Genomic DNA, 22,568 nt, shown 5'->3' with positions numbered 1-22,568 from the left:
GTTCGGGAGCCGTCGGTTCGGGCACCGCCCCGCCGGGCGCTGTCGCACGGGTTGCGGTCAGTCCGGGCGCTGTCCTACCGGACGCCGTCCGCCGGGCGGCCCGAGATCCACACCCGCTCCACCCGGCCGGTCAGCTCCCGGCCCGCGTAGGGGCTCGGGTCCGCCGGGGGGACCGCCACCCGCGCGCCGGGGTCGAAGGCGACCAGATCGGCGTCGAACCCCGCCGCGATCCGCCCCTTGCCCACCAGCCCCAGCAGTTCCGCCGGGGCCCGCGCCGTCCACCGCGCGAGGTCGGCCAGCCCCCGGCCGCGCCGGTGCGCCGCCGTCCACAGCGCCGACAGGCTCCACTCCAGCGTGTACAGACCGTGGGCGGGCAGGTGCCCCGACCCCACGGTGGTGATCGCCGAGTCCCGCGCCAGCAGCGCGCTCCACAGCGCCTTGCGGTTGGCGTCCGAGCGCAGCGGTGGCCGACAGGCGTGCGCGGGCGACCCCGGTGCCAGCGACTCCAAGGGCAGGCACAGGTAGTGCGGGCAGGTGTGCGCGGTCAGCGCCACCCCCACAGCCCCCGCCGCGGCCAGCAGCGCCGCGCACTCGGCCGCCGTGAACGCCCCCACGTGCGTGCGCGTCCCCACCGCGCGGGCCGCCGCGATCACCCGCTCCAGCCCGCGCCGCTCCGCCCGGGGCGGCCGGTGCTCCGCGGCCGTCGGCGGGGTCCCCAGCTCGGCCGCGTCCTCGGCGTGCACCAGCAGCACGCTGTCCAGCGCCGCGAGTTCGGCCATCGTCTTGCGCAGCTGGGCGTCGTTCAGCGCCGCGACGTCCGGGGCGCCCCCGTCCGACAGCGAGCAGTGGAAGGCCACCGCTCCCGCGGCCTGGAGGTCGGTCAGGTCCAGCGGGCCGGTACCCGGGGCCACCCCGCCCAGGAACAGCACCGGAACGGGGGACAGGGCCGCCGCGCGCTGGTGCGTCCCGAGGGCGTCCGGGCGGGTGAGGGCGGGTCGCGCCGGGGCGGGGGAGGCCACCACGCAGGTCACCCCGCCGCGCAGGGCGGCCGCCCCCGTCCGGCGGTAGGACTCGGCCAGGCCCTGACCGGGCACGTGCACGCCGGTGCCGACGTCCACCGCGCCGGGCAGCAGAGCCACGTCGCCGAGGTCGGTCGTCTCGTGGGCGGGCATGTGCGCGCCGTGGGCGCCCACGGCCTCGATCCGACCGTCGCGCACCCCGACGGAGGCGGGCCGGACCCCCTCGGGGGCGACCACGCGCGTGGACCTGACCACACTGTCGTACACGGCCATCCGCCGTCCCCTTCGCTGCGCTCGCTGGAGGATGTGCTGAGAGGCACCACGGGGAACCGTGGCACGGGAGGGGAGGCCGGACGCCGAAGGCGGGGGAACCGTCGTCTCGACCGGATCCGAGCGTATCGCGAAGGACCCCGCCGCACGGGGGGAATCCGACATCCCCCCGTCTGCGCCACCGCCCCCGCCGGGGAGGCGGGGGCGCCAGGGACACCGCGAACCGCTCCCCGCGGCCCCCGACCGGCCCGGCGGCTCTCCCGTCCGTCCCTCGGGCGGCCCGGACCCGTCCGCGGGGGTGTACGCGGACGCCCGAGTCCGACACTGTGTAGTAGACGGACTAACCTTGGTCGAGGTGTTCCTCCGTGCGCGGCCCCTGCCGGAAAGATCCGGACAGCGGCGAGGCGGTCACACGGCCAAGGGCGCTGACCAGCCAGTTGCAACGAGACCGACGACGGAGTGGCGCGTGGCTCCTCCCGCACAGAACCAGAAGTCCCCCCTCAAGGAACACCATGACGACGCCCCGGGCACGGGGCGGGCGCCGCTCTTCGCCGCCGCGGCCGCCGCCCTGTGCCTGACCGGCCTGAGCCTGACCCTGGTCCTCGGCGGAGCCGCCTTCCCCGAGGTCATCCCCGGGCTGCCCGACGCCGGAGAGGCGGTCCGCTGGGGCCTGCCGCTGGCCAAGGTCACCATGGACGCCTCCGCGGTCGTGGCGATCGGCCTGCTGCTGCTCGCCGCCGTCCTGCTGCCCTCCCACAAGGGCAGGCTCTCCCCGCAGGCGACCTCCTACGTGCGCGCGGCCAGCTGGGCGGGCCTGGTCTGGGCCCTCGCCGCCGTGTTCACCCTGTACTTCCAGGCCGCGGAGTTCCTGGCCCGCAAGGTCGGCCAGATCAGCGTCGACGAGGTCACGGCCTACGCCGGGTCGGTCTCGGGCGGCATCGCGCTGATGTTCGTCGTCCTGCTCACGACCGGCATCGCCCTGTTCGGCCGCACGGCCACCACCGCCACCGGCGGCCTGTGGCTGCTCGTCCTCGCCCTGGCCGCCACCACGCCGCCCGCGCTGACCGGCCATTCAGCCTCCTCCGGCTCGCACGAACTGGCCGTGACCGGGCTGGCCCTGCACGTGATCTCCATCAGCGTGTGGGTGGGCGGCGTGGCCGCGCTGACCTACCACGCGCTGCGGCGCGACGCCCAGGACACGTCGGTGGCCGCCAACCGCTTCAGCCGCCTGGCCCTGTGGGCCTACGTCGGCGTGGCCGTCAGCGGCGCGGCCAGCGCGCTGGCCCGCCTGTACTCGATCGAGGACCTGATCGCCACCGAGTACGGCCTGATCATCCTGGTCAAGATCATCCTGTTCGGGGCCCTGGGCGCGTTCGGCTACATGCACCGCGAGTTCGTCTTCAAGCGCCTGGAGGACGCCCCGCGGGGGCCTGCGGGGGAGGCGTTCCGGCGCCCGCTGTTCCTGCGCGCGGCGCTGGCCGAGGTGCTCGTCATGGCCACCGTCATCGGCGTGTCCGTCGGCCTGGGGCGCACCGCGCCGCCCCCGCCGCTGGAGGGAACCGTGGACCCGGCCGCCGCCATCCTCGGCTTCCCCGTGCCGCCGCCCATGAGCGCCCAGACCCTGCTCACCCTGTGGCGCCCCGACCTGTTCTTCATCATGGTCGTGCTCGTCGCGGGCGGCCTGTACGCGGGAGCCGTGGTCCGGCTGGTGCGCCGGGGCGACTCCTGGCCCGTGGGGCGGACGGTGGCCTTCGCGGCGGGGCTGGTGACGATCGTGGTCACGCAGCTCACCGGGTTCGCGACCTACTCCATGGTGCTGTTCTCGACGCACATGATCCAGCACATGGTGCTGTCGATGCTCACTCCGATCCTGCTGGTGCTGGGCGCGCCGATCACCCTGGCCCTGCGGGCGCTCAGGCCCGCCGCGCGGCGCGGTGACCGGGGGCCGCGCGAGTGGCTCAACCTGTTCCTCAACAGCCGCTTCTCCAAGACGGTCACGCACCCGGCGATCGCGGCCCCGCTGTTCGTGTTCAGCCCCTACGTCCTGTACTTCACGCCGCTGTTCGGCACGCTGATGAACGACCACCTGGGCCACCTGCTCATGGGCGTGCACTTCCTGCTGGTGGGCTTCCTCTTCTACTGGATCATCGTGGGGGTGGACCCGGCGCCGAGGAAGGTGCCCTTCCTGCTGCGCATCCTGCTGCTGCTGGTGGTGATGGGGTTCCACGCCTTCTTCGGCATCACGATCATGATGCAGTCCGAACCGCTGGCGATGGACTACTACGGCCAGTTCGACATCCCGTGGCTGGAGGACCAGGCCGCGGACCAGTACGCGGGCGGCGGCGTCGCCTGGGCGCTGGGCGAGATCCCCACCGCGCTGGTCATGATCGCGCTGGTGCGGCAGTGGTCGCGCGACGACGAGAAGCAGGAGCGCCGCAGGGAGCGCCACAGCCGCCGGGGCGGCTCCGACGACGCCGACATGGACGCCTACAACGCCTACCTGGCCGAGCTCGAACGCCGCTCCCGGGGCGCGGGCCCGGCCGCGGCCACCGCGTCCCCGGAGGCGCCGCCGCGGACCGGCGAGGAGCCGGGGACGCGCAGCGCGCCGGCGGCGGAGGCAGGGGACGACGATCCCGATCCCGCCGCCAGCAAGGGCGGCTGACCCGACACGCGGGGGCGCACCGGCCGGTGCGCCCCCGCCGTCGTCCCGGGCCCGTCCCGGAGGGTGAAGGGCCCTGGCGCCGGGGCGCACGGTGGTGTTGGCTCGGTCCCATGAGGAGATTTCGCTTCGGAACCAACATGCTCGCGGACGAGCCCGGGGACTGGGCCGACGTCTGCCGCGCCGTCGAGGCACAGGGCTTCGACGTCCTGCTCGCCCCCGACCACCTGGGCATGGCCTCGCCCTTCGTCCGGCTGGCCGCCGCGGCCGCGGTCACCAGCCGCCTGCGACTGGGCACCTACGTGCTCAACAACGAGTTCTGGAACCCGGCGCTCCTGGCGCGTGAGGCCGCCACCCTCGACCAGGTCTCGGGCGGGCGCTTCGAGCTGGGACTGGGCTCGGGCCACATGAAGTCGGAGTTCGACGACGCGGGAATCCTCTGGCGGCCCCACGCCGAGCGGACCGCGAACCTGGTCGCGGCCCTGGACGAGCTCGACCGGAGGCTGGCCGAGGGCGGTCAGGAACCCCGGCCCGTCCAGAGCCCCCGGCCTCCGCTGCTGATCGGCGGGCACGGGCCCGCGACCCTGACCATGGCGGCCGAGCGGGCCGACATCGTGGGTTTCAGCGGACTCACGCAGCGGCGGCGCCGCAGACTGGGGGAGTTCTCCGTGGCGGACTCGGCCGAGACCCTGCGGCGGGTGGAACTGGTCCGGGAGCGGGCCGCCGGGCGCGGGTACGAGTCGAGCGTGCTCGTCCAGATGGTGGCGGTCACCGACGACGTGGAGGCGACCACCGCCCGGATCCTGGAGCAGGCGGGCCCCGGGGTGTTCCCCGAGGGGGAACCCGTGTGGGAGAACCCCTACGTGCTGATCGGCACCCCGCGGGAGATCGCGGACAGGATCCTGGAGCGCCGCGAGAGGTACGGGTTCAGCTACGTGGTCACCCAGGCGCCCTACCGCGACGCCCTGGCCGAGGCCATCCCCCTGGTCCGGGCGCAGGAGGGGACGGCCTGAGGGGCGGACCCGCGAAGCGGGGCGCCCCGTGCCGGAGGGCACGGGGCGCCCGAACGGAAGGTACGGGGTCAGACGACCAGGGCGGCCACGGAGGCCCCCACCAGCCCCAGGACCAGGCAGATCAGCAGGGCCGCGGCCAGCAGCGGCAGGGAGGGGCGGAGCGCGGACAGCGCGGACTGGCCGCCCCCCGAGGACTGGCGGCGGGCCACCACCGGCAGCATCACCACGTTGACCGCGCACAGGACGGCCGCGACGCAGGCGGCCGCGGCGAACCCCGCCCAGAAACCGGCCCCGGCGGCCAGCGTGTTGGCCGCGGCCAGCGTCGGCAGCGCGATCAGCACCACCACGGAGGCGATCCCGAACACCGCCCGCGACCGGGGCGAAGCCCCGCGCGAGCTCCCGGAGACGACGAGGAGCAGACCGAGCAGGGCCGCCATCAGGATGGCGCCCACGACTCCGAACACGGCGATGTTGACCAGCGAATTCACGCTCGCCATTGTCGCACCGAACCGGAGGGGCCCGGATCCGGGGTGGGCGTGCGCGGTCAGCCGGTGTGCTCCACCCGCGAGCCCGCCGCCGTCTTGACCACCCTCAGGCGGGTGGACACCCTCTGCCGCAGGTCGGCGACGTGGCTCACCACGCCCACCGCCCGGCCGCCGTCCCGCAACCGGTCCAGGACGTCCAGCACCTCCTCCAGGGTGTCCTCGTCCAGCGTGCCGAACCCCTCGTCCACGAACAGCGTGTCGATGTCGGCGCCGCCCGCCTCGGCGCTGGCCACGTCGCCCAGCCCCAGGGCCAGCGCCAGCGAGCTGAAGAACGTCTCCCCGCCCGAGAGCGTGGCCGGGTCGCGCTCCACTCCCGTCCAGGCGTCGACCACCCGCATGCCCAGGCCCCCGGCCGAACGCGCGCGCCCGTCCCCGGCGGCCTTGTCCACCGTGTAGCGCAGCTCGTACCGGCCGTCCGACATCGTCACCAGCCGGTCGTTGGCGGCGGCCACCACCTGCTCCAGGCGGGCCGCCAGCACGTACGCCGACAGGCGCACGTTGTCGGCGTTGTCGGAGGAGGTCCCGGCGGTCAGGCCGCGCAGCCCCTCGGCCACCGCGTAGCGGCGCAGCGCCGGTTCGCAGTCCCGCAACCGCAGGCCGAGCTCCTCACGCAGGGAGGCGAGCCGACGCGCCCGCTCCTCCAGCATGCTCCGCCAGGCCACCGCGCGGTCGGCGGCCTCCGAGGCGGTCCGCGCGGCGGCTGCCAGCTCCTCCGGGTCCGGGGCGGGCAGTTCCCCGGCCGCGGTCAGCTCCGGGTCGGCCAGCGACGCCTCGACGGCGGCCAGAGCGCCGTCGAAGGAGCGGGCGCGCTCGCGCAGCGCCCGGCGCCGCTCCTCGTCCAGCGCGGCCTCCCACACCCCGGCCTCGTCGGCGAACCGGGCGTCGGCCCGCTGCCGCTCGGCCTCGGCGACGGCGGTGCGCAGTTCGTCGGCCGCACGGTCGCGGTTGACGGCCGCCTCGGCCGCGGCGCGCAGCAGGTCGGCCTCGCCGCCCAGCCTGGCGATCCGCTCGTCCAGCCCGGCGTCGTCCCCGCGCGCCCGGTCCAGCAGCGCGGTCAGCCTCCCGTGCTCGCGGACGGCGTTGTCCCGGTCGGCCCCGACCTGGGCCTCCTGCCGGGTCAGCTCGCCCTCGCGGGTACGGGCGCGCTCCAGGTCGCCGGTGACGCGCTCCAGCTCCTCCTCCACCCGCCGGGCCTCACCGGCGGCGGCCCTGGCCTCCGCCAGCGCCGCGGTGTGCGCCTCCACCTCCTGGCGGACGGTGTCGGCGGTGGCGTCCTCGGCGCGCTCCCGCGCGGCGGCGCGCCGCTCCCGCAGGGCCACCACGGCGTTCTCGGCCTCCGTGCGGCGGGAGGCGGCGGTGTCGGCGGCGGCCTGGGCCCGCCGCTCCTCCTCGGCCGAGACCAGGCCCTCCCCGGAGGGGCGGGCGGGCGAGGGGTGCTCCAGCGACCCGCACACCGCGCACGGCTCTCCGTCGGCCAGCCCGGACGCCAGTTCGGCGGCCATGTGGGTGATCCGGCGCTCGCGCAGGTCGAGGGCGCGGTCGCGGGCCGCCTGGGCCCCGTCCACGGCTCCGCGGTAGCGCTCCTGCGCCTCCGCGAGCTCCCGGCCCAGCCGCTCGTACTCCGCGGCGGCGTCGAGGCGCCTGCGGGCGGCGGCCAGGGCGGTCTCGGCGGCCCCCTCCTGCCCGGCCTGCTCGTGGAGGCGTCGCAGCTCGGCGGTCAGCGCCTCCACCCGGGGAGGCAGGGAGGCGGCCAGCGCGCGCTGGCGCTCCAGCTGCGCGGCGATCTCGTCCAGGCGCCCGGTGAACGCGGTGACGGAGCGGCCCAGTGACCGGCGGCGCTCGGCGTCCGCGCGCAGTGCGTCGAGGCGGGCCAGCTCGTCCCGGCGCTCCTGCTCGGCGGCGCCCAGCTCCTCACGCGGCACCGCCGCCTCGGACCGCGCGGAGAAGCCGGGCAGCCCGCCCACCAGGGCCAGGTGGTCGGCGACGGCCAGCTCGGCCTTGTCCAGCTCGGTGCGGCGGTTGTCGCGGGCCCGCAGGAAGGGCAGCACCGACTCGGCGCGCCCGGCGTCGTCGAGCTGGGCGTCGATCGCGGCCCGCCACGCGGTGTGCTCGGCCAGCTGGGCGCGGCGCCGACGGGCGTCGGCCAGCCGTTCCTGGCGGACGCGCAGCTCGCGCCCCTCGGACAGGGCCCGCTGGGCCTCCTCGCGGGCCCCGGTGAACTCCCCGGCCACCTGCCCGGCGTCGTGCGCGGTCGCGGCGGTGACGGAGGCCAGCTCCGCGGCCCAGGCCGACAGCTCCTCGGGCGGTTCGGGGGCCCGGGAGCGGCCGACCTCGGCGATCCGGTCCGCGACCGCGCGCACCTGTGCGTTGGCCGTCCGGACCTCGTGTTCGAGCCGTCTGGCGTGCGCGCCCAGCCACGTCTCCACGTCCCGGAACAGCCGGGTGTTGAAGATGCGCTCCAGGGACTCGCGCCGCTCCTCGGACTTGGCGCGCAGGAACCGCGCGAAGTCACCCTGGGGGAGCATGACGGTCTGGCAGAACTGCGCGAGGGTCAGGCCCAGGAGGTCGTTGACGAACTGGCCCGCCTCGTCGGGGCGGGTGGTGACGCCCTCCCACCTGCCGCCGGTGAACTCCTTGACGACGACCTTGGTGTTCTGCGACACGGTGCCGGTGCCCCGCTTCTTGGGGCGGTCCCAGCGCGGCTTGCGCTCGATCCAGATACGGCGTCCCTGGACCGTGAACTCCAGGACCACCCTGGGTTCGGCGTCCAGCGGCGCGTGGTCGCTCTTGGGGGAGCGGTCCTTGCCGCGGGCGCCCGGCACGCTGCCGTACAGGGCGAAGCACACCGCGTCCAGCACGGTGGTCTTGCCCGCGCCGGTGGGGCCGTGGATGAGGAAGAGCCCGCCCGCGCTGAGGCGGTCGAAGTCCACCTTCTCGGTGCCCGCGAAGGGGCCGAACGCCTGGACGGTGAGGGTGTGCAGCCGCATCAGCGCGTCCCCTCCTGGAGCCGGACCTGCTCGACGGCGGTGTTCACGAGGGCCTCCTCCTCGGGGGTGGCGGGGGTGCCGCGGGCCCACTCCACGAAGTCGCCGACCACCTGGCGCTCGCTGCGGTCGGCGACGGAGGCGGCGACCGGGCGGGTGTCGGCGGCGCCGCCCTCGGGGGCGAAGTCCAGGACCAGCACGTGGGGGAAGCGTTCGCGCAGCCGGTCCATGGGGTGGGCGGGTCGGCGCGGGTCGGTCAGGGTGATCTGGAGCCAGTGGCCGGTGCGGGACTCCCACTCGGGGCGGGTGAGCAGGTCCTCGATCCGGCCGCGGATCCGGGCCAGGGGGCGGGGGACGGGCGCCGCGGCGAACTCGGCGCCCGCGAGGCCGTCGGCGTCCAGGTCCACCAGCCAGTAGCCCTTGACGTGGTGCTCCTCGGAGAAGGAGTAGGCCAGCGGGCTGCCCGAGTAGCGCACGGAGGGGGTGATGGTCTGCCGCCCGTGCAGGTGCCCCAGGGCCACGTAGTCCACCCCGTCGTAGACCGGGACCGGCACGTGCGAGGCGCCGCCCACGGAGATGTCGCGTTCGCTGTCGGAGGGCTCGCCGCCGGTCACGAACGCGTGCGAGAGGACCACCGACCGGGTGCCGGGCCGCTCGGCGAGGTCGGCGCGCACCAGTTCCATGGCGTGCCCGAGCGCCGCCGCGTGCCCCCGCTCCGGCAGGTCCCAGTGGTGGCGCGCGATCTCCGGTTCCAGGTAGGGGATGCCGTAGAAGGCCACGGGTCCGTGCTCGTCATCGATGAGCACGGGGGTGCCGACGCCGTCCAGGGAGCTGCGCAGGTGGACGCCGGAGGCGTCGATGAGACCGGTGGCGAAGGACATCCGCGCCATGGAGTCGTGGTTGCCGCTGATGAGGACGGCCCGGGCCCCGGTCTCGCGGATCCGCCCCAGGGCGCGGTCGAAGAGCCGTACCGCGTCCACCGACGGCAGGGCGCGGTCGTAGAGGTCACCGGCCACGAGCACCACGTCGACCCGGTGCTCGCGGATGGTCTCGACGAGGTGGTCGAGGAAGGCGGCCTGGGCGTCGACGAGGTTCTCCCGGTGGAAGGAGCGGCCCAGGTGCCAGTCCGAGGTGTGCAGCAGGCGCATGGCACTGGACATTACCGAAGCCCGACGCTCCGCGTGCGGATGAGAGCCGACCTGTGGACGACCTCCGGGGGCGGCGACCGCCGCGGCGCGTCAGTGCGTCAGGCGTCGGGGCGTCAGTTTTTGCGGGCGAGGGTGAGGCCGTCGCCGATGGGCAGCAGCACCTGTGTGACGCGGTCGTCGGAGACCAGCCGGTCGTTGAAGTCGCGGATCCCCCGCACGGCCGCAGACGTGTTCTCGTGGTCCACGACCCGCCCGTGGGAGAGGGTGTTGTCGGCCAGGATCAGGCCGCCCGGCCGGACGCGGGGGACCAGTTCCTCCCAGTAGCCGACGTAGCCCTCCTTGTCGGCGTCCACGAAGGCCAGGTCGAACCGCGGCTCCTCGGGGAGCGCCCGCAGCGACTCCAGGGCGGGACCCAGCCTCAGGGTGATCCTGTCCGCGACTCCGGCGCGCTCCCAGTACCGCCGCGCCACGGAGGTCCACTCCTCGCTGACGTCGAGGGCCAGGAGCCGGCCGCCCTCGGGGAGGCCGCGCGCGAAGCAGATCGACGAGTAGCCGGTGAAGGTCCCGACCTCCACCACCTCCCGCGCCCCGCAGAGCCGGGTGAGCATCGTGGTGAAGGCGCCCTGCTCGGGGCCTATCTGCATGCCCCGGTGGTCGGGGAACGACCGCGCCGTCTCCTCGGCCAGGTCCGCCAGGACCTCGTCCACGGGTTCGCTGTGCTCGACGACATAGGCGTGCAGTTCGGGGCTGAGGCCCTCTGTGGATCGTGTCACGCCCGACAGCCTAGGCCAGCCGGGCCCCGTCGGACAGGTGCCGGGCCGTTCCGGGGAGGGGACCCGAGCGCGGCCTCAGTGGAAGCGGGCGTCGTCGGAGGGCCCGCGCACCCCCCCGGGGGGCGCGGAACACTCCTCCGGCCCGGGCCCCTCCGGCCCCCTAGTACTCGGGCAGCAGCGCGGGCCAGTCGAACAGGTAGATGGTCCCCACGATGACGCCGATGGTCAGCAGCGGGGTGACGAACTTCTGCTCGACCGGGCCGTCGGTGACGAAACCCTTCCCCTGGCCGAAGCGCTTCTTGAAGAAGGGCCAGAAGATGGGCACGCCCATCTTGGTGATCATGTCGCCGAAGAAGTGCAGGACCACGCCGAAGGCCACCGCCAGGCCCAGCCAGCTGTAGTTCACCCCGGAGGTGAACAGCGCCAGCGTGATGCCGGCCGTGGCCATCGCGTTGATGACCCCCGACGCGACCTTGTTCTTGTCCAGGCCGAAGCCCAGGCCCTGGAGGGCGATGCCGATCAACAGGAACACGAAGACCTGGACGGCCAACTGCGACCACAGCGCCAACAGTTGCACCAGCACGCCCACGAGCACCGCGAAGAAGAACGAGTGCGTCCCCATCCGGTGCCCGCCGAACAGGAAGCCCAGCATGCCGCTCAGCACCTCGGTGACCTTGCCGTAGGTCTTGGTCACCGTGGCGCTCTTGTGGTCCAGATCGGGCAGCAGGGCCGCACCGGCGCAGACCAGGGCACCGGCGATGATCTCACCGGGCCCCAGGTGGAAACTGAGTCCAAGGAATTCCCTGCCCTGGACCAGCGGAACGACCGCCATCCAGCCAACCACGCCGCTCAGTGCGTGCGAGTGCCCCATCATGGCGGGAACCGTAGCGGAGTACGGCATTCACTGCCAACGTGGGGCGTCCGCCGACGGCACGCCGGTTACCCAGCGCACACGGCCTGTTCCCCCGCCGCCCTCCAGGCGGCGCCCTCCCGCCACCCGACGTGTGTCCGCGACCCCTCTCCGTGCGCCCACGGGGCCTCTGCGCGCCTTTTCGTGTCCCTTCCGTGCCCGTTCCGCACTCAGAACGCCCTTTTCCCGCGCGTCCGGGGCATTTCCGGTGACGGTTTCCGGACGTCTTTCCGGCGACATTCTCCGTGCCGAATCCAAACCGATGTCACGGCGCTCCACGAAGGTCATTGACGCTCGTCGTCGTCCGTTGGTAAACAACCACCAACCCCCAGGTGGCGTGCCACCGACCCACGATCCTCTGACAGGAGGGGCCGCACATGAACGCCCACCACCCTCCCCCCGGTTCCCTCTTCCGACGTACCGCCCTTTCCCCCGGCGATCTCGCCCGCACGCCCTTCGGCGGTACCGCCCCCCGCCGGGCGCCCTCCTCCCGTCACGCCACCCTCCGCCGCGTCGCCGCCACGACCGCCGCCCTGTTCCTCCTCGGGGGCGCCACCGCCGTTCCCCTCCCGGCGCGGCCCGCCTCCGCGGACACCTCCGACGGCGAGACCCTCAGCATCGCCACCGCCCAGCAGGTGGACTCCTTCAACCCCTTCACCGCGCAGCTCGCGATCACCACCAACGTCCTGCGGCACGTCTACGACTCCCTCGTCACGGTCGACCCCCAGACGAACCAGCCCGCCCCCTCCCTCGCCGAGTCCTGGGAGTCCAGCGACGACGGCCTCACCTGGACCTTCCACCTGCGCGAGGGCGTCCAGTTCTCCGACAGCGAGCCCCTGACCGCCGACGACGTGGTCTGGACCTTCACCACCATGATGGAGAACGAGTCCGCGGCCGTCGCCAACGGCAACTACGTCTCCGGCTTCGAGTCGGTCACCGCCGAGGACGACCACACCGTGGTCATCGAACTCGACCAGCCCCAGGCCACCATGACCTCCCTCAACGTCCCGATCGTCCCCAGGCACGTCTGGGAGCCGATCCTGGAGCGGGAGGGCGACGCCTTCGCCGACTACGGCAACGAGGACTTCCCGACCGTCGGCAGCGGTCCCTTCGTCCTCACCGGACACGACCGGGGCCGCTCCATCACGCTGGAGGCCAACCCCGACCACTGGCGCGGCGCACCCGGCTTCGAGCGGATCGTCCTGCGCTACTACTCCGAGAAGGACGCGGCGGTGGAGGCGCTGCGCAGCGGCGAGGTCTCCTTCGTCTACGAACTCACCCAGGCGCAGGCCGCCGCCCTGGAGTCGGCGGAGGACGTCGAGGTCAACATCGCCGACGGCAAGCGCTTCCAGGCCTTCACCATCAACCCCGGCGCGGTCACCCAGGACGGGGAGGAGTTCGGCGACGGGCACCCCGCCCTCGCCGACCGCACCCTGCGCCAGGCCATCATCATGGCCATCGACAACCAGGAGATCGTCGACAAGGGGCACGGCGGCGAGGCCGTGGCCGCGGGCGGCTACATCCCGCCCCGCTACGAGGACTTCCACTGGGCGCCCGAGGGCGAGGAGGCCATCCTGGACTTCGACCCCGAAGCGGCCAACGCGATGCTCGACGAGGCCGGGTACGAGCGGGGAGAGGACGGCGTGCGCGTCTCGCCCGACGGCGACCGCCTCGAACTGCGCATGCACGTCCACCAGGACCGCCCCGACAACGTCAACACCGGGCTGGTCCTCGTCGAGCGCCTGGCCGACATCGGCATCGAGGTGGAGAACCTCACCGTCGACCCCGGCGTGCTCAGCGACGCCCTCTTCGCGGGCGAGTACGACCTCATCTTCACCGGCTGGACGGTCAACCCCGACCCCGACTACGTGCTGAGCATCCACACCTGCGGCGCGCTGCCCACCGAGCCGGGCACCATGCAGGGCGACGCCTACTTCTGCGACGAGGAGTACGACGAGCTCTACGAGGCCCAGCTCGCCGAGTACGGCCGCCAGGCCCGCGCGGAGATCATCCACCAGCTCCAGGAGGTCCTCTACCGCGAGGCCGTCGTGAACGTGCTGGCCTACCCCAACATCATGGAGGCCTACCGCACCGACCACATCGCCTCCATCCAGTACGAGCCGGCCGAGGGCGGCAACATCTGGGGCCAGGACGGCTACTGGGCCTGGTGGTCGGCCGAGCCCGCCGCCGAGCGGACCGCGGGCGCGGCCTCCGGTCCCTCCGCCGGGGTCTGGATCGGCGTCGGGGCCGCCGTGCTCGTCCTCGCCGCGGTCGGGGGCTTCCTGCTGCTGCGCCGACGTTCCACCATGGAGGACCGCGAGTGACCACTACTCCCACCTCCGCGGGAGGCCCGCCCGGGGAGAACAAGCGAGGCGGCCCCTCCCCGGTCGAACCCGCCGGACCGGGCCGCGCCCGGCGTGCCGCGCGCTACGTGGCCGGACGCCTGACGACCGCGGTGGTCTCCCTGGCCGCCGTGGTCGTCGCCGGGTTCTTCCTCTTCCGGATCCTGCCCGGCGACCCCGTCCGCGCCATGACCGAGGGCCGCGAGGTCACCGCCGAGCAGCGCGAGGAGCTGCGCCGCCAGTTCGGGCTCGACCAGCCGCTGTGGCAGCAGTTCCTCGACTACGCGCTCGGCCTGCTGCGCCTCGACCTGGGTGAGTCCTTCCAGTACCACGAACCCGTCGCCGAGCTCATCCTGGACCGGCTCGGCCCGACCATCCTGCTCGCCGGGACCGGCACGGTCATCGCCGCGCTGCTGGGCCTGTTCCTGGGGGCCCGGGCGGGCTGGAGGCCGGGCAGCCGCTCGGACCGGGCCAACACCGCCGTCGCCCTGTTCTTCTGGTCGGTGCCCACGTTCTGGCTCGGCCTGCTGCTCATCGTCTTCCTGGCCTCCGGGCGCGGGTTCGTGCCCGGCATGTTCCCGACCGGCGGCATGGTCGACCCCCGCACCGGCGGGGGCCTGGATACGGTGCTGAACACCGCCTGGCACATGGTGCTGCCCGTCACCACCATGGTCGCGGTCATCTACGCCCAGTACCTGATGATCATGCGCTCCTCGCTCATGGACGAGAAGGGCGCCGACTACCTCACCACCGCGCGCGCCAAGGGCCTGCGCGACGTCCTGGTGCGGCGCAGGCACGCCGTGCCCAACGCCCTGCTGCCCACGGTGACCCTCCTCTTCCTCAACCTCGGGCAGGTCGTGTCCGGGGTGATCCTCGTGGAGACCGTGTTCTCCTGGCCCGGCCTCGGACAGCTCTTCTACTCCGGCCTGCGCGTACCCGACCTCGGCCTCGTCCAGGGCCTGTTCGTGGTGTTCGCGGCCTCGGTGATCCTCATGAACCTGCTCGCCGACCTGGTGTACCCGCTGCTCGACCCCCGGGTGCGCCCGTGAACGCCCCCGCCGGGACGCCCGGCAGCCCGAGCGAGGGGGAGAACGGCCCCTCCGCCCTGCCCGAGGGCCCCGACGGCCGACCCGCAGGGGGAGGCGCCGCCACGGCGACCGCTCCGCCGCCGACCACACCGCCCTCACCCCGCGCCCTCGCCCGCGGACGCCGCAGGGAGGCCCTGCGCCGCTTCGCCCGCGAGTACACCCGCAACCGCGCCGGGCTGGTCGGCCTGACCGCGCTGCTGGCCATCGGCGCCCTGGCCCTGGCCGCGCCCCTCTTCGTCGACCAGGCCGACCTCACCGTCACCGGCGCGCCGGGCACCGCCTACCAGCCGCCCAGCGCCCAGTTCCCGCTCGGCACCGACAACTTCGGCCGCTCCATCCTGGACCTGGTCGTCTGGGGCTCCCGGGTATCGCTCACGGTGGGCTTCCTGGCCACGGCCGTCTCCGTGGTCCTGGGCACCCTGGTCGGGGTCACCGCCGGGCACTTCGGCGCCTCCGGCGGCCCCGCGGGGCGGTTCGTGTCCTCGGCGCTCATGCGCGTCACCGACTGGTTCCTGGTCCTGCCCACGCTCGTCCTGGCCGTGGCGCTGGCCGCCGTGCTGCCGCGCGGCACCGGGACCATCATCATCGCCATCGGCCTGACCGTCTGGCCCGCCACGGCGCGCCTGGTGCGCGCCCAGACCCTCGCGGTGGAGGCGCGCCCCTACGTGGAGCGGGCCCGCGCCCTGGGAGGCGGCCACGGCCACGTCATGCTCTGGCACGTCCTGCCCAACGTCATGCCGGTCGTGCTCGCCCAGACCACCCTGCTCGTGGCCACCTCGATCATCGCCGAGTCCACGCTGGCCTTCCTGGGCGTGGGAGACCCCACCACGATCTCCTGGGGAGGCATCCTGGACGCGGCCCGCAACGCGGGCGCGATCAGCTCCGGGATCTGGTGGTACATGGTCCCGCCCGGTCTGGCGATCGCCGTGGTCGCGCTGTCCTTCACACTGTGCGGCCGGGCCCTCGAATCCGTCATCAACCCGCGACTCCGGGAGCAGCGTTGACCTCCCTCCTCGACGTCCGCGACCTGCGCGTCACCTACAGCACGGGCGGCGGCGACGTGCCCGCCGTACGCGGCGTGGACCTGTCCCTGAACCCCGGTGACACCCTCGGCCTGGCGGGGGAGTCCGGCAGCGGGAAGTCCACCGTGGCCCTGGCCCTGCTGCGCCTGCTGCCCGAGACCGCGCGCATCTCCGGCGAGGTGCTGCTGGAGGGCGAGAACGTCCTGGACATGCGCTGGGGCCGCCTGCGCGCGGTCCGCTGGGCGGGCGCGTCCATCGTCTTCCAGGGCGCCATGCACTCGCTCAACCCGGTCAGGCGGATCGGACAGCAGATCGCCGAGCCGATGGGCGTGCACGGCACCGTCCCCGCGGCGGAGGCGCCCGCCCGCGTCGCCGCCCTCCTCGAACAGGTCGGCCTGCCCGCCTCCCGCGCCCGCGACTACCCCCACCAGCTTTCCGGCGGACAGCGCCAGCGGGCCATGATCGCGATGGCGCTGGCCTGCGAGCCGCGCCTGGTCATCGCCGACGAGGCCACCACCGCCCTGGACGTGATGATCCAGGCCCAGATCCTGACCCTGCTGCGGCGGCTCGTCGCCGAGCACGGCATCGGCATGCTGATGATCAGCCACGACCTGTCGGTCCTGGCCTCGACCTGCGACCGGGTCGCGGTCATGTACGCGGGACGGGTCGTGGAGCAGGGACCGGCGCGGGAGGTCGTGCACGAGCCCGCGCACCCCTATGCCAGCGCGCTCAGCGCCGCCTTCCCCCGTATCGGCGACCCGGCCTCGCGCCTGGCGCCCCGGGGCCTGCCCGGCGACCCGCCCGATCCCGCGGACCCGCCCTCGGGCTGCGTGTTCCGGCCGCGCTGCGCGGTGGTCGAGACCGTGTGCGCCACGGTCGACCCGCCCCTGTGGCCGGTGGACCCCGACACCGGGGGCGCGTCCACCCGGCAGGCGGCGTGCGTGCACGTGGGCCCCGCCCGGCCGCTGACCGCCACCGGGGACGACGGGGGCCGTCCGTGACCGCGACCGCCGCACCCACCGAGGAGACGCGCCCGTGAGCACCACCGAGACCGACCCCCACGAGACGCCGCCCGCCCGCGGGGAGGAGGCGGCCCCCGTCCTGAGCGCCCGGGGGGTGGAGGTCGCCTTCGCGGCCGGGTTCGCCCCCGGCGGCGGCCGGGGCACCGCCCGCGCCGTGGACGGCGTCAACCTCGACGTCTCCGCGGGGGAGATCGTGGCTCTGGTGGGGGAGTCCGGCTGCGGCAAGACCACCCTGGCCCGCGTCCTGCTGGGCCTGGAGCGGCCCACGGGCGGCGACGTGGCCTTCGAGGGCGACCCGCTGCGCTACGGCTCCCGTGACATGCGCCGCTACCGCCAGCGGGTGCAGCTGGTTCAGCAGGACCCCACCGGTTCGCTCAACCCGCGCCGCACCGTCTACGAGTCCGTGGCCGAGGGGCTGCGCATCCACGAGGGCACCGTGTCCGACGAGTCCGAGCGGGTCGGCGCGGCGCTGTCCAAGGCGGGCCTGCGCCCGCCGGACCGGTTCTTCCCCCGCTACCCGCACGAGCTCTCGGGCGGCCAGCGCCAGCGCGTGGTGATCGCCGGCGCGCTCATCCTCGACCCCGAGGTACTGGTGGCCGACGAGCCGGTGGCCTCCCTGGACGCGTCGGTGCGCGGCGAGATCCTGCGGCTGCTCCTGGACCTGCGCGCCGACCTGGGGCTGTCGGCCCTGGTGGCCACGCACGACCTGGGCCTTGCCTGGAACATCGCCGACCGGGTCGCCGTGATGTACCTGGGGCGCGTGGTGGAGCTGGGCACAGTGGAGGAGGTCCTGGCCGCTCCGGCCCACCCCTACACCCGGGCGCTGCTGTCGGTGCTGCCGGAGGCGGAGGGGGAACCGGTGGTGCTCTCCGGGGAGCCGCCGGACCCCAAGCGGGTTCCCCGGGGCTGCCGCTTCCACCCGCGCTGTCCGGTGCTGGCCTCCGGCGAGGCCGAGCGCGCCGGGGTGGCCGACCGCTGCCGCACCGTGGACCCGGCGATCCTGGAGGGCGGCGCCGAACGGAGGGTGGCCTGCCACTGGGCTGCGGCCGACGCCACCGGACGCGTTCGCGAGGGGGAACCGGCCTCCGGCTGAGTACGCGCCGGTGTGACGGCGCGCTGACCGCGGACGTCTCCACGATCGCCCTCATCACACCTCGGCCCCCTGGCCGAATGCGGCCGGAGGGTGCGTCGGTTATGTCGGAATAGCCCTGTTCTGGAGCCGGTTCGGGGTCGATATGTCCTATGAAACCGCGTTTCTGGCGCTGACGCTTCCGTGCCCGCGCCGCGCCCCGGGCGCCTCACCACCGACCGCGACTTCTGGCACGGCCGGGAGCTGGACCTGGATGCCTACCTGACCCGCGTGGGCCTGTCCGGCGACCTGCCGCCCACCCTGGACACCCTGCGCGCCGTGCACCGCGCCCACCTGGCCGCGATCCCCTTCGAGAACCTCCAGATCGTGCTGGGCCGTTCCGTCGAACTCGACGTGCCCGCTCTGGTCGACAAGATGGTCCGCCGACCCAGGGGCGGCTACTGCTACGAACAGAACCTCCTGTTGGCGGCCGTGCTGGACCGGCTCGGGTTCGCCGTCACCGGATTCACCGCCCGCGTCCTGTCCGGTGCGACCGGGAGCCCGCGCCCCTCCACCCACTCCCTGCTCCGGGTGGACCTGGACGGGGAGCCGTGGCTGGCCGACGTCGGCTTCGGCGGCGGGGGCCTGCTGGAGCCGGTCCCCCTCGCAGACGGGCACCAGGAGGTCCAGGGCGGCTGGGGCCTGCGGCTGGACCGCGTGTCCGACGTGGGCGAGGACGAGTGGCTGCTGCGTTCCTTCGACGGGCGGGAGTGGCGTCCGCTGTACTCCTTCGCCACCGCGGCGGCGGTGCGCCAGGACTACGCGATCTTCAGCCACTTCCTGGTCGGCCACCCGCGCTCCCCGTTCCTGGGCAGACTGATGGTCCAGCGCATCGGACCGGGCGCCCAGCACATGCTGACGGACACCACCCTGACCACCACCGCGCCCGACGGCACCCGGACGGAACGCGAGGTGCCCGTGGAGGAGGTGGGACAGGTGTTGCATGAGGTGTTCGGCATCGGCCTTGACCAGGACGAACAGTCCGTCGTCGAGAAGCGCCTCCGGGAGTTCACCGGCGTGTGACCGTCATCACACGGCGGTGGGTGGGAGTGCGCCCACCCACCGCGACGTCCCTTACCACCTGGCATCCCGTCGCCCAGCCTTCCCGCCCGTATCGGGAGTGTCGCGGCATCAGCGGAGATTCATGGACATCGCGCACGTTCGGCATGACGACCGGATGGGCAGGATCACCGGGGCGCCGCCCGGCGGGGGCGGCCGCTCGCGAGGGGACATCCCATGGCCCACCACATGACCACGGAAGACGTCCACGAGTACATCAACGGCGTCTGCTTCAAGACCGGCTCTCCCGGGAAGGTCGGAGCCGAGACCGAATGGCTGGTCGCCGACTCCGCGGATCCGACCGCACCCGTTCCCGTCGACCGCCTCGCCGCCCTGGTGGAGTCCTGCGGCCCACCGCCCTCGGGGAGCGGCGTCACCTTCGAACCCGGCGGACAGCTCGAACTCAGCTCGCCCGCCCTTCCGGGACCGGCCCGGGCGCACGCGGCGCTCTCCGCCGACCTGGACCACATCGGCAAGGCCCTCGCCGAGGCCGGGCTCCACCTGGTCGAGTCGGCCCTGGACCCCGTCCGTCCTCCCCGGCGCCAGCTCCGGGAGGCCCGGTACACGGCGATGGAGCGCTTCTTCGCCCATCACCGCCAGCCCAGCGGCTACACCATGATGTGCAGCACCGCCTCGCTCCAGGTGTGCCTGGACACGGGGAGGGACGCCGACGACGTCCGCGACCGCTGGGAACTCGTCCACCGGCTCGGCCCGGTGCTCGTCGCCGCCTTCGCCAACTCCGCCGTCTGGCGGGGCCGGCCCACCGGGTGGAAGTCCACCCGCTGGGCGATCTGGGCGGCCACCGACGCCTCCCGCACCCGGTCCGTCCTGGACTCCGGCAGCCCCGCCGACCCCGCCACGGCGTGGGCCGAGTACGCGCTGGCCGCCAGGGTCCTGGCGGTCCCGGAGAGCGGGGGCCCCTGGACCCCCGATCCGGGCATCACCTTCGCCCAGTGGCTCGGCGGACAGGGCCCGCGCCCGGTCACCCGGGCCGACCTGGAGTTCCACCTCAGCACCCTCTTCCCGCCCGTGCGCCCGCGCGGCTGGTGGGAACTGCGGATGATCGACGCGCTGCCCGTGCGCTGGTGGCCGGCCCCGGTGGCGCTCGCCGCCGCCCTGCTCGACGACCCCCGCGCCCGTGCCGCGGCCGAGGAGGCCACCGAGGAGCTGTGCGGGGGCCGCTTCCCCGACCGCCACCTGTGGCTGCGCTCCGCGCGCCTGGGCATGGCCGATCCCGACGTCGCCCGGTGCGCCCGCGCCTGCTTCGACGCCGCGGTCGAGGCCCTGCCCCGCATGGGCGCCGCCTCCCTGGCCGCGCTGGTCGACGACTACGCCGACCACCACACGCGGCGCGGGCTCAGCCCCGCCGACACGCGGCCGGCCGTGCCCGTACCGCGCCCGGCGCGGTCGGAGCGCGCACGGTCCGCGGCCCCGGACCCCGCACACGCGGAAGGAGCACGGTGAACCACGAACAGGAGCTCGCCAAGGAGCGCATCGCCGCCGAACTCGACCGGGCCAGGGACCGCAGCAACGGGCTGACCCTCGACGCCCTCGACGAGGGTGAGCTGCTCGCCCAGCACTCGCCCCTGATGTCGCCGCTGGTCTGGGACCTGGCACACGTGGGCAACTACGAGGAGCAGTGGCTGCTGCGCGCCGCCGGTGGGCGCGAGGCGCTGCGCCCGGACATCGACACCCTCTACGACGCCTTCGAGAACCCGCGCGCCGAACGGGTCAGCCTGCCGCTGCTGCGGCCCGAGGAGGCCCGCGACTACAACGCGCGCGTGCGCCGGGAGGTGCTCGACGCGCTGGAGGCCGCCGACCTCTCCCGGACGGGGACCGGCCCGGACGGCGAACGGTCCCTGCTGGAGGCCGGATTCGTCTTCCACATGGTCATCCAGCACGAGCACCAGCACGGCGAGACCATGCTCGCCACCCACCAGCTCCGCAGGGGCGAACCCGTCCTGCTGGAGGAGGCCGGGCTGGTCACCGCGCTGCGTCCGCCGGTCCGGAGCGAGGTGTTCGTGCCCGGGGGCCCCTTCACCATGGGCACCGACGACGACCCCTGGGCCTACGACAACGAGCGCCCCGCGCGCACCGTCGACCTGGGCCCCTACTGGATCGACACCGGGCTCGTCACCAACGCCGCCTACCAGGAGTTCATGGACGACGGCGGCTACCAGACCCGCCGCTGGTGGACCCGCGACGGCTGGGAGTGGAAGGAGAGGCGGGGAGCCCTCTCCCCGGCCTTCTGGACCAGGGAGGGGACCGGGTGGTCCCGCCGCCGGTTCGGCCGCCAGGAGATGGTGCCCCCCGACGAACCCGTGCAGCACGTGTGCTTCCACGAGGCCCAGGCCTACGCGGCCTGGGCGGGCAAGCGCCTGCCGAGCGAGCCCGAGTGGGAGAAGGCCGCGCGGTTCGACCCGGCCAGCGGCCGGTCCCGGCGCTACCCGTGGGGCGACACCGGACCCGGACCCGGCCACGCCAACCTGGGCCAGCGCAGGCTCGGCCCCTCCCCGGCCGGACTGCACCCCGACGGCGCCTCGCCGCTGGGCGTCCAGCAGCTGATCGGCGACGTGTGGGAGTGGACCTCCACCACCTTCACCGGCTACCCGGGGTTCCGCGCCTTCCCGTACGAGGACTACTCGGAGGCGTTCTTCGACGACGGGTACAAGGTGCTGAGGGGCGGGTCCTGGGCCACCCACCCCACCGCGGTCCGCGCCACGTTCCGCAACTGGGACCATCCGATCCGACGGCAGATCTTCAGCGGGTTCCGCTGCGCGCGCGACGCGGAACCCGTCTGATGTGCCGACACCTCGCCTACCTGGGGCCGCCGCGCACGGTGCACGACCTGCTGTACGCGGCGCCCCACTCGCTGCACGTCCAGTCCTGGGCGCCGCGCATGCAGCGGTACGGCACCGTCAACGCCGACGGGTTCGGCGTCGGCTGGTACCCCCCGGGGGACGTCCGCGCCGAACCGCTGCGCTACCGCCGCGCCATGCCCGTCTGGGGTGACGCCTCCTTCGCCGACGCCGCCCGCGCCATCACCTCCGGGTGCGTGGTGGCCGCCGTGCGCGACGCCACCGTCGGGTTCGGCTCGGAGGAGTCGGGTGCCCAGCCCTTCCGCGCCGACCGGCTGCTGTTCAGCCACAACGGCGCGGTGGAGGACGACGAGGCGCTCAACGCCGCGTTCGCCGCGCCCCCGCCGCGCGGCGCGCTGGACGCCCGCGCCGCGCTCGACTCCGCGCCGCTGTTCGCGCACACCGTGCGTCTGTGGCGGAACTCCCAGAACCTGTCCGAAACCCTGGCCACCGTGGTCCGTGAGGCCCGCAAGCACTCCGGGGGCCGCTACAACCTGCTGGCCAGCGACGGCGAAACCCTCGCCGCCACCGCGGCCGGGGACACCCTGTTCACCCTGCGCGAGCCGGACGGCGGGGTCTTCCTTGCCTCCGAACCCTTCGACGACGCTCCCGGGTGGCGCGAGGTCCCCCAGGACTCGGTGGTCACGGCCACGGGGGAGCACACCGAGGTCCGCCCGATCGACTGACCGGCCTCGCCCATCTTTCCGACACCACCTGTCCCGGGTAC

Annotated in this window: 17 protein-coding genes; 11 read left to right on the top strand and 6 right to left on the bottom strand. The window is 74.1% G+C overall.

Features of this window, described 5'->3' with window-relative positions; genetic code table 11:
* Positions 1-74: 74 nt before the first annotated feature.
* Positions 75-1,292, bottom strand: coding sequence for an amidohydrolase family protein (locus HGB44_RS19330; RefSeq protein WP_061079527.1), 1,218 nt, complete (start codon positions 1,290-1,292; stop codon positions 75-77).
* Positions 1,293-1,755: 463 nt separating this feature from the next.
* Between HGB44_RS19330 and HGB44_RS19325 the strand changes: the two genes are divergently transcribed.
* Together HGB44_RS19325 and HGB44_RS19320 are read left to right on the top strand one after the other, a co-directional pair.
* The gene (locus tag HGB44_RS19325; RefSeq protein WP_061079528.1) at positions 1,756-3,951 is read left to right on the top strand and encodes a cytochrome c oxidase assembly protein; all 2,196 of its coding nucleotides are present in this window, start codon (positions 1,756-1,758) and stop codon (positions 3,949-3,951) included.
* Positions 3,952-4,061: 110 nt separating this feature from the next.
* Entirely contained in the window at positions 4,062-4,961 is a 900-nt protein-coding gene (locus HGB44_RS19320) for a TIGR03621 family F420-dependent LLM class oxidoreductase (RefSeq protein ID WP_061079529.1), read from the top strand.
* A gap of 68 nt (positions 4,962-5,029) precedes the next feature.
* Here HGB44_RS19320 and HGB44_RS19315 read toward each other — a convergent pair whose 3' ends face one another.
* From HGB44_RS19315 to HGB44_RS19295, 5 genes are all read right to left on the bottom strand, one after another.
* The gene (locus tag HGB44_RS19315; protein WP_061079530.1) at positions 5,030-5,458 is read right to left on the bottom strand and encodes a hypothetical protein; all 429 of its coding nucleotides are present in this window, start codon (positions 5,456-5,458) and stop codon (positions 5,030-5,032) included.
* Positions 5,459-5,505: 47 nt separating this feature from the next.
* Positions 5,506-8,493: an AAA family ATPase gene (locus tag HGB44_RS19310; RefSeq protein WP_061079531.1), complete on the bottom strand. Its 2,988-nt coding sequence runs from the start codon at positions 8,491-8,493 to the stop codon at positions 5,506-5,508.
* Positions 8,493-9,650, bottom strand: coding sequence for an exonuclease SbcCD subunit D (locus tag HGB44_RS19305; RefSeq protein WP_061079532.1), 1,158 nt, complete (start codon positions 9,648-9,650; stop codon positions 8,493-8,495). The genes HGB44_RS19310 and HGB44_RS19305 overlap by 1 nt, the downstream gene beginning before the upstream one ends.
* Before the next feature lie 101 nt (positions 9,651-9,751).
* Positions 9,752-10,411 carry an O-methyltransferase gene (locus HGB44_RS19300; protein WP_061079533.1) on the bottom strand — a complete coding sequence of 220 codons (660 nt, stop codon included), beginning with the start codon at positions 10,409-10,411 and terminating at the stop codon, positions 9,752-9,754.
* Between the two features lie 160 nt (positions 10,412-10,571).
* Positions 10,572-11,285, bottom strand: a complete 714-nt coding sequence (locus HGB44_RS19295) for a metal-dependent hydrolase (protein WP_082768259.1) — start codon at positions 11,283-11,285, stop codon at positions 10,572-10,574.
* 413 nt (positions 11,286-11,698) lie between these two features.
* On the opposite strand from HGB44_RS19295, the gene HGB44_RS19290 reads away from it, so the two are divergent.
* From HGB44_RS19290 to egtC, 9 genes are all read left to right on the top strand, one after another.
* The gene (locus HGB44_RS19290; protein WP_061079535.1) at positions 11,699-13,645 is read left to right on the top strand and encodes an ABC transporter substrate-binding protein; all 1,947 of its coding nucleotides are present in this window, start codon (positions 11,699-11,701) and stop codon (positions 13,643-13,645) included.
* Positions 13,642-14,712 (top strand): ABC transporter permease, encoded by a 1,071-nt coding sequence (locus tag HGB44_RS19285; protein WP_061079536.1) that lies wholly within the window; start codon positions 13,642-13,644, stop codon positions 14,710-14,712. Before HGB44_RS19290 ends, HGB44_RS19285 begins: the two co-directional genes overlap by 4 nt.
* Complete coding sequence (locus HGB44_RS19280; RefSeq protein ID WP_061079537.1) at positions 14,709-15,755, top strand: ABC transporter permease; 1,047 nt, start codon at positions 14,709-14,711, stop codon at positions 15,753-15,755. Before HGB44_RS19285 ends, HGB44_RS19280 begins: the two co-directional genes overlap by 4 nt.
* Complete coding sequence (locus tag HGB44_RS19275) at positions 15,752-16,774, top strand: ABC transporter ATP-binding protein (protein WP_061079538.1); 1,023 nt, start codon at positions 15,752-15,754, stop codon at positions 16,772-16,774. The genes HGB44_RS19280 and HGB44_RS19275 overlap by 4 nt, the downstream gene beginning before the upstream one ends.
* A gap of 34 nt (positions 16,775-16,808) precedes the next feature.
* The gene (locus HGB44_RS19270; RefSeq protein WP_061079539.1) at positions 16,809-17,888 is read left to right on the top strand and encodes an ABC transporter ATP-binding protein; all 1,080 of its coding nucleotides are present in this window, start codon (positions 16,809-16,811) and stop codon (positions 17,886-17,888) included.
* A gap of 180 nt (positions 17,889-18,068) precedes the next feature.
* Positions 18,069-18,947, top strand: a complete 879-nt coding sequence (locus HGB44_RS19265) for an arylamine N-acetyltransferase family protein (RefSeq protein WP_061079540.1) — start codon at positions 18,069-18,071, stop codon at positions 18,945-18,947.
* Positions 18,948-19,160: 213 nt separating this feature from the next.
* Positions 19,161-20,447: an ergothioneine biosynthesis glutamate--cysteine ligase EgtA gene (gene egtA, locus HGB44_RS19260; RefSeq protein ID WP_061079541.1), complete on the top strand. Its 1,287-nt coding sequence runs from the start codon at positions 19,161-19,163 to the stop codon at positions 20,445-20,447.
* The gene (egtB, locus tag HGB44_RS19255; RefSeq protein WP_061079542.1) at positions 20,444-21,784 is read left to right on the top strand and encodes an ergothioneine biosynthesis protein EgtB; all 1,341 of its coding nucleotides are present in this window, start codon (positions 20,444-20,446) and stop codon (positions 21,782-21,784) included. The genes egtA and egtB overlap by 4 nt, the downstream gene beginning before the upstream one ends.
* The gene (egtC, locus tag HGB44_RS19250) at positions 21,784-22,527 is read left to right on the top strand and encodes an ergothioneine biosynthesis protein EgtC (protein WP_061079543.1); all 744 of its coding nucleotides are present in this window, start codon (positions 21,784-21,786) and stop codon (positions 22,525-22,527) included. The genes egtB and egtC overlap by 1 nt, the downstream gene beginning before the upstream one ends.
* Positions 22,528-22,568: the final 41 nt, after the last annotated feature.

This window comes from Nocardiopsis alborubida, from assembly GCF_012396365.1.
GTDB lineage: Bacteria > Actinomycetota > Actinomycetes > Streptosporangiales > Streptosporangiaceae > Nocardiopsis > Nocardiopsis alborubida.
The sequence above is the reverse complement of the archived record's forward strand: the minus strand, read 5'-3'. Positions and strand labels throughout refer to the sequence as shown.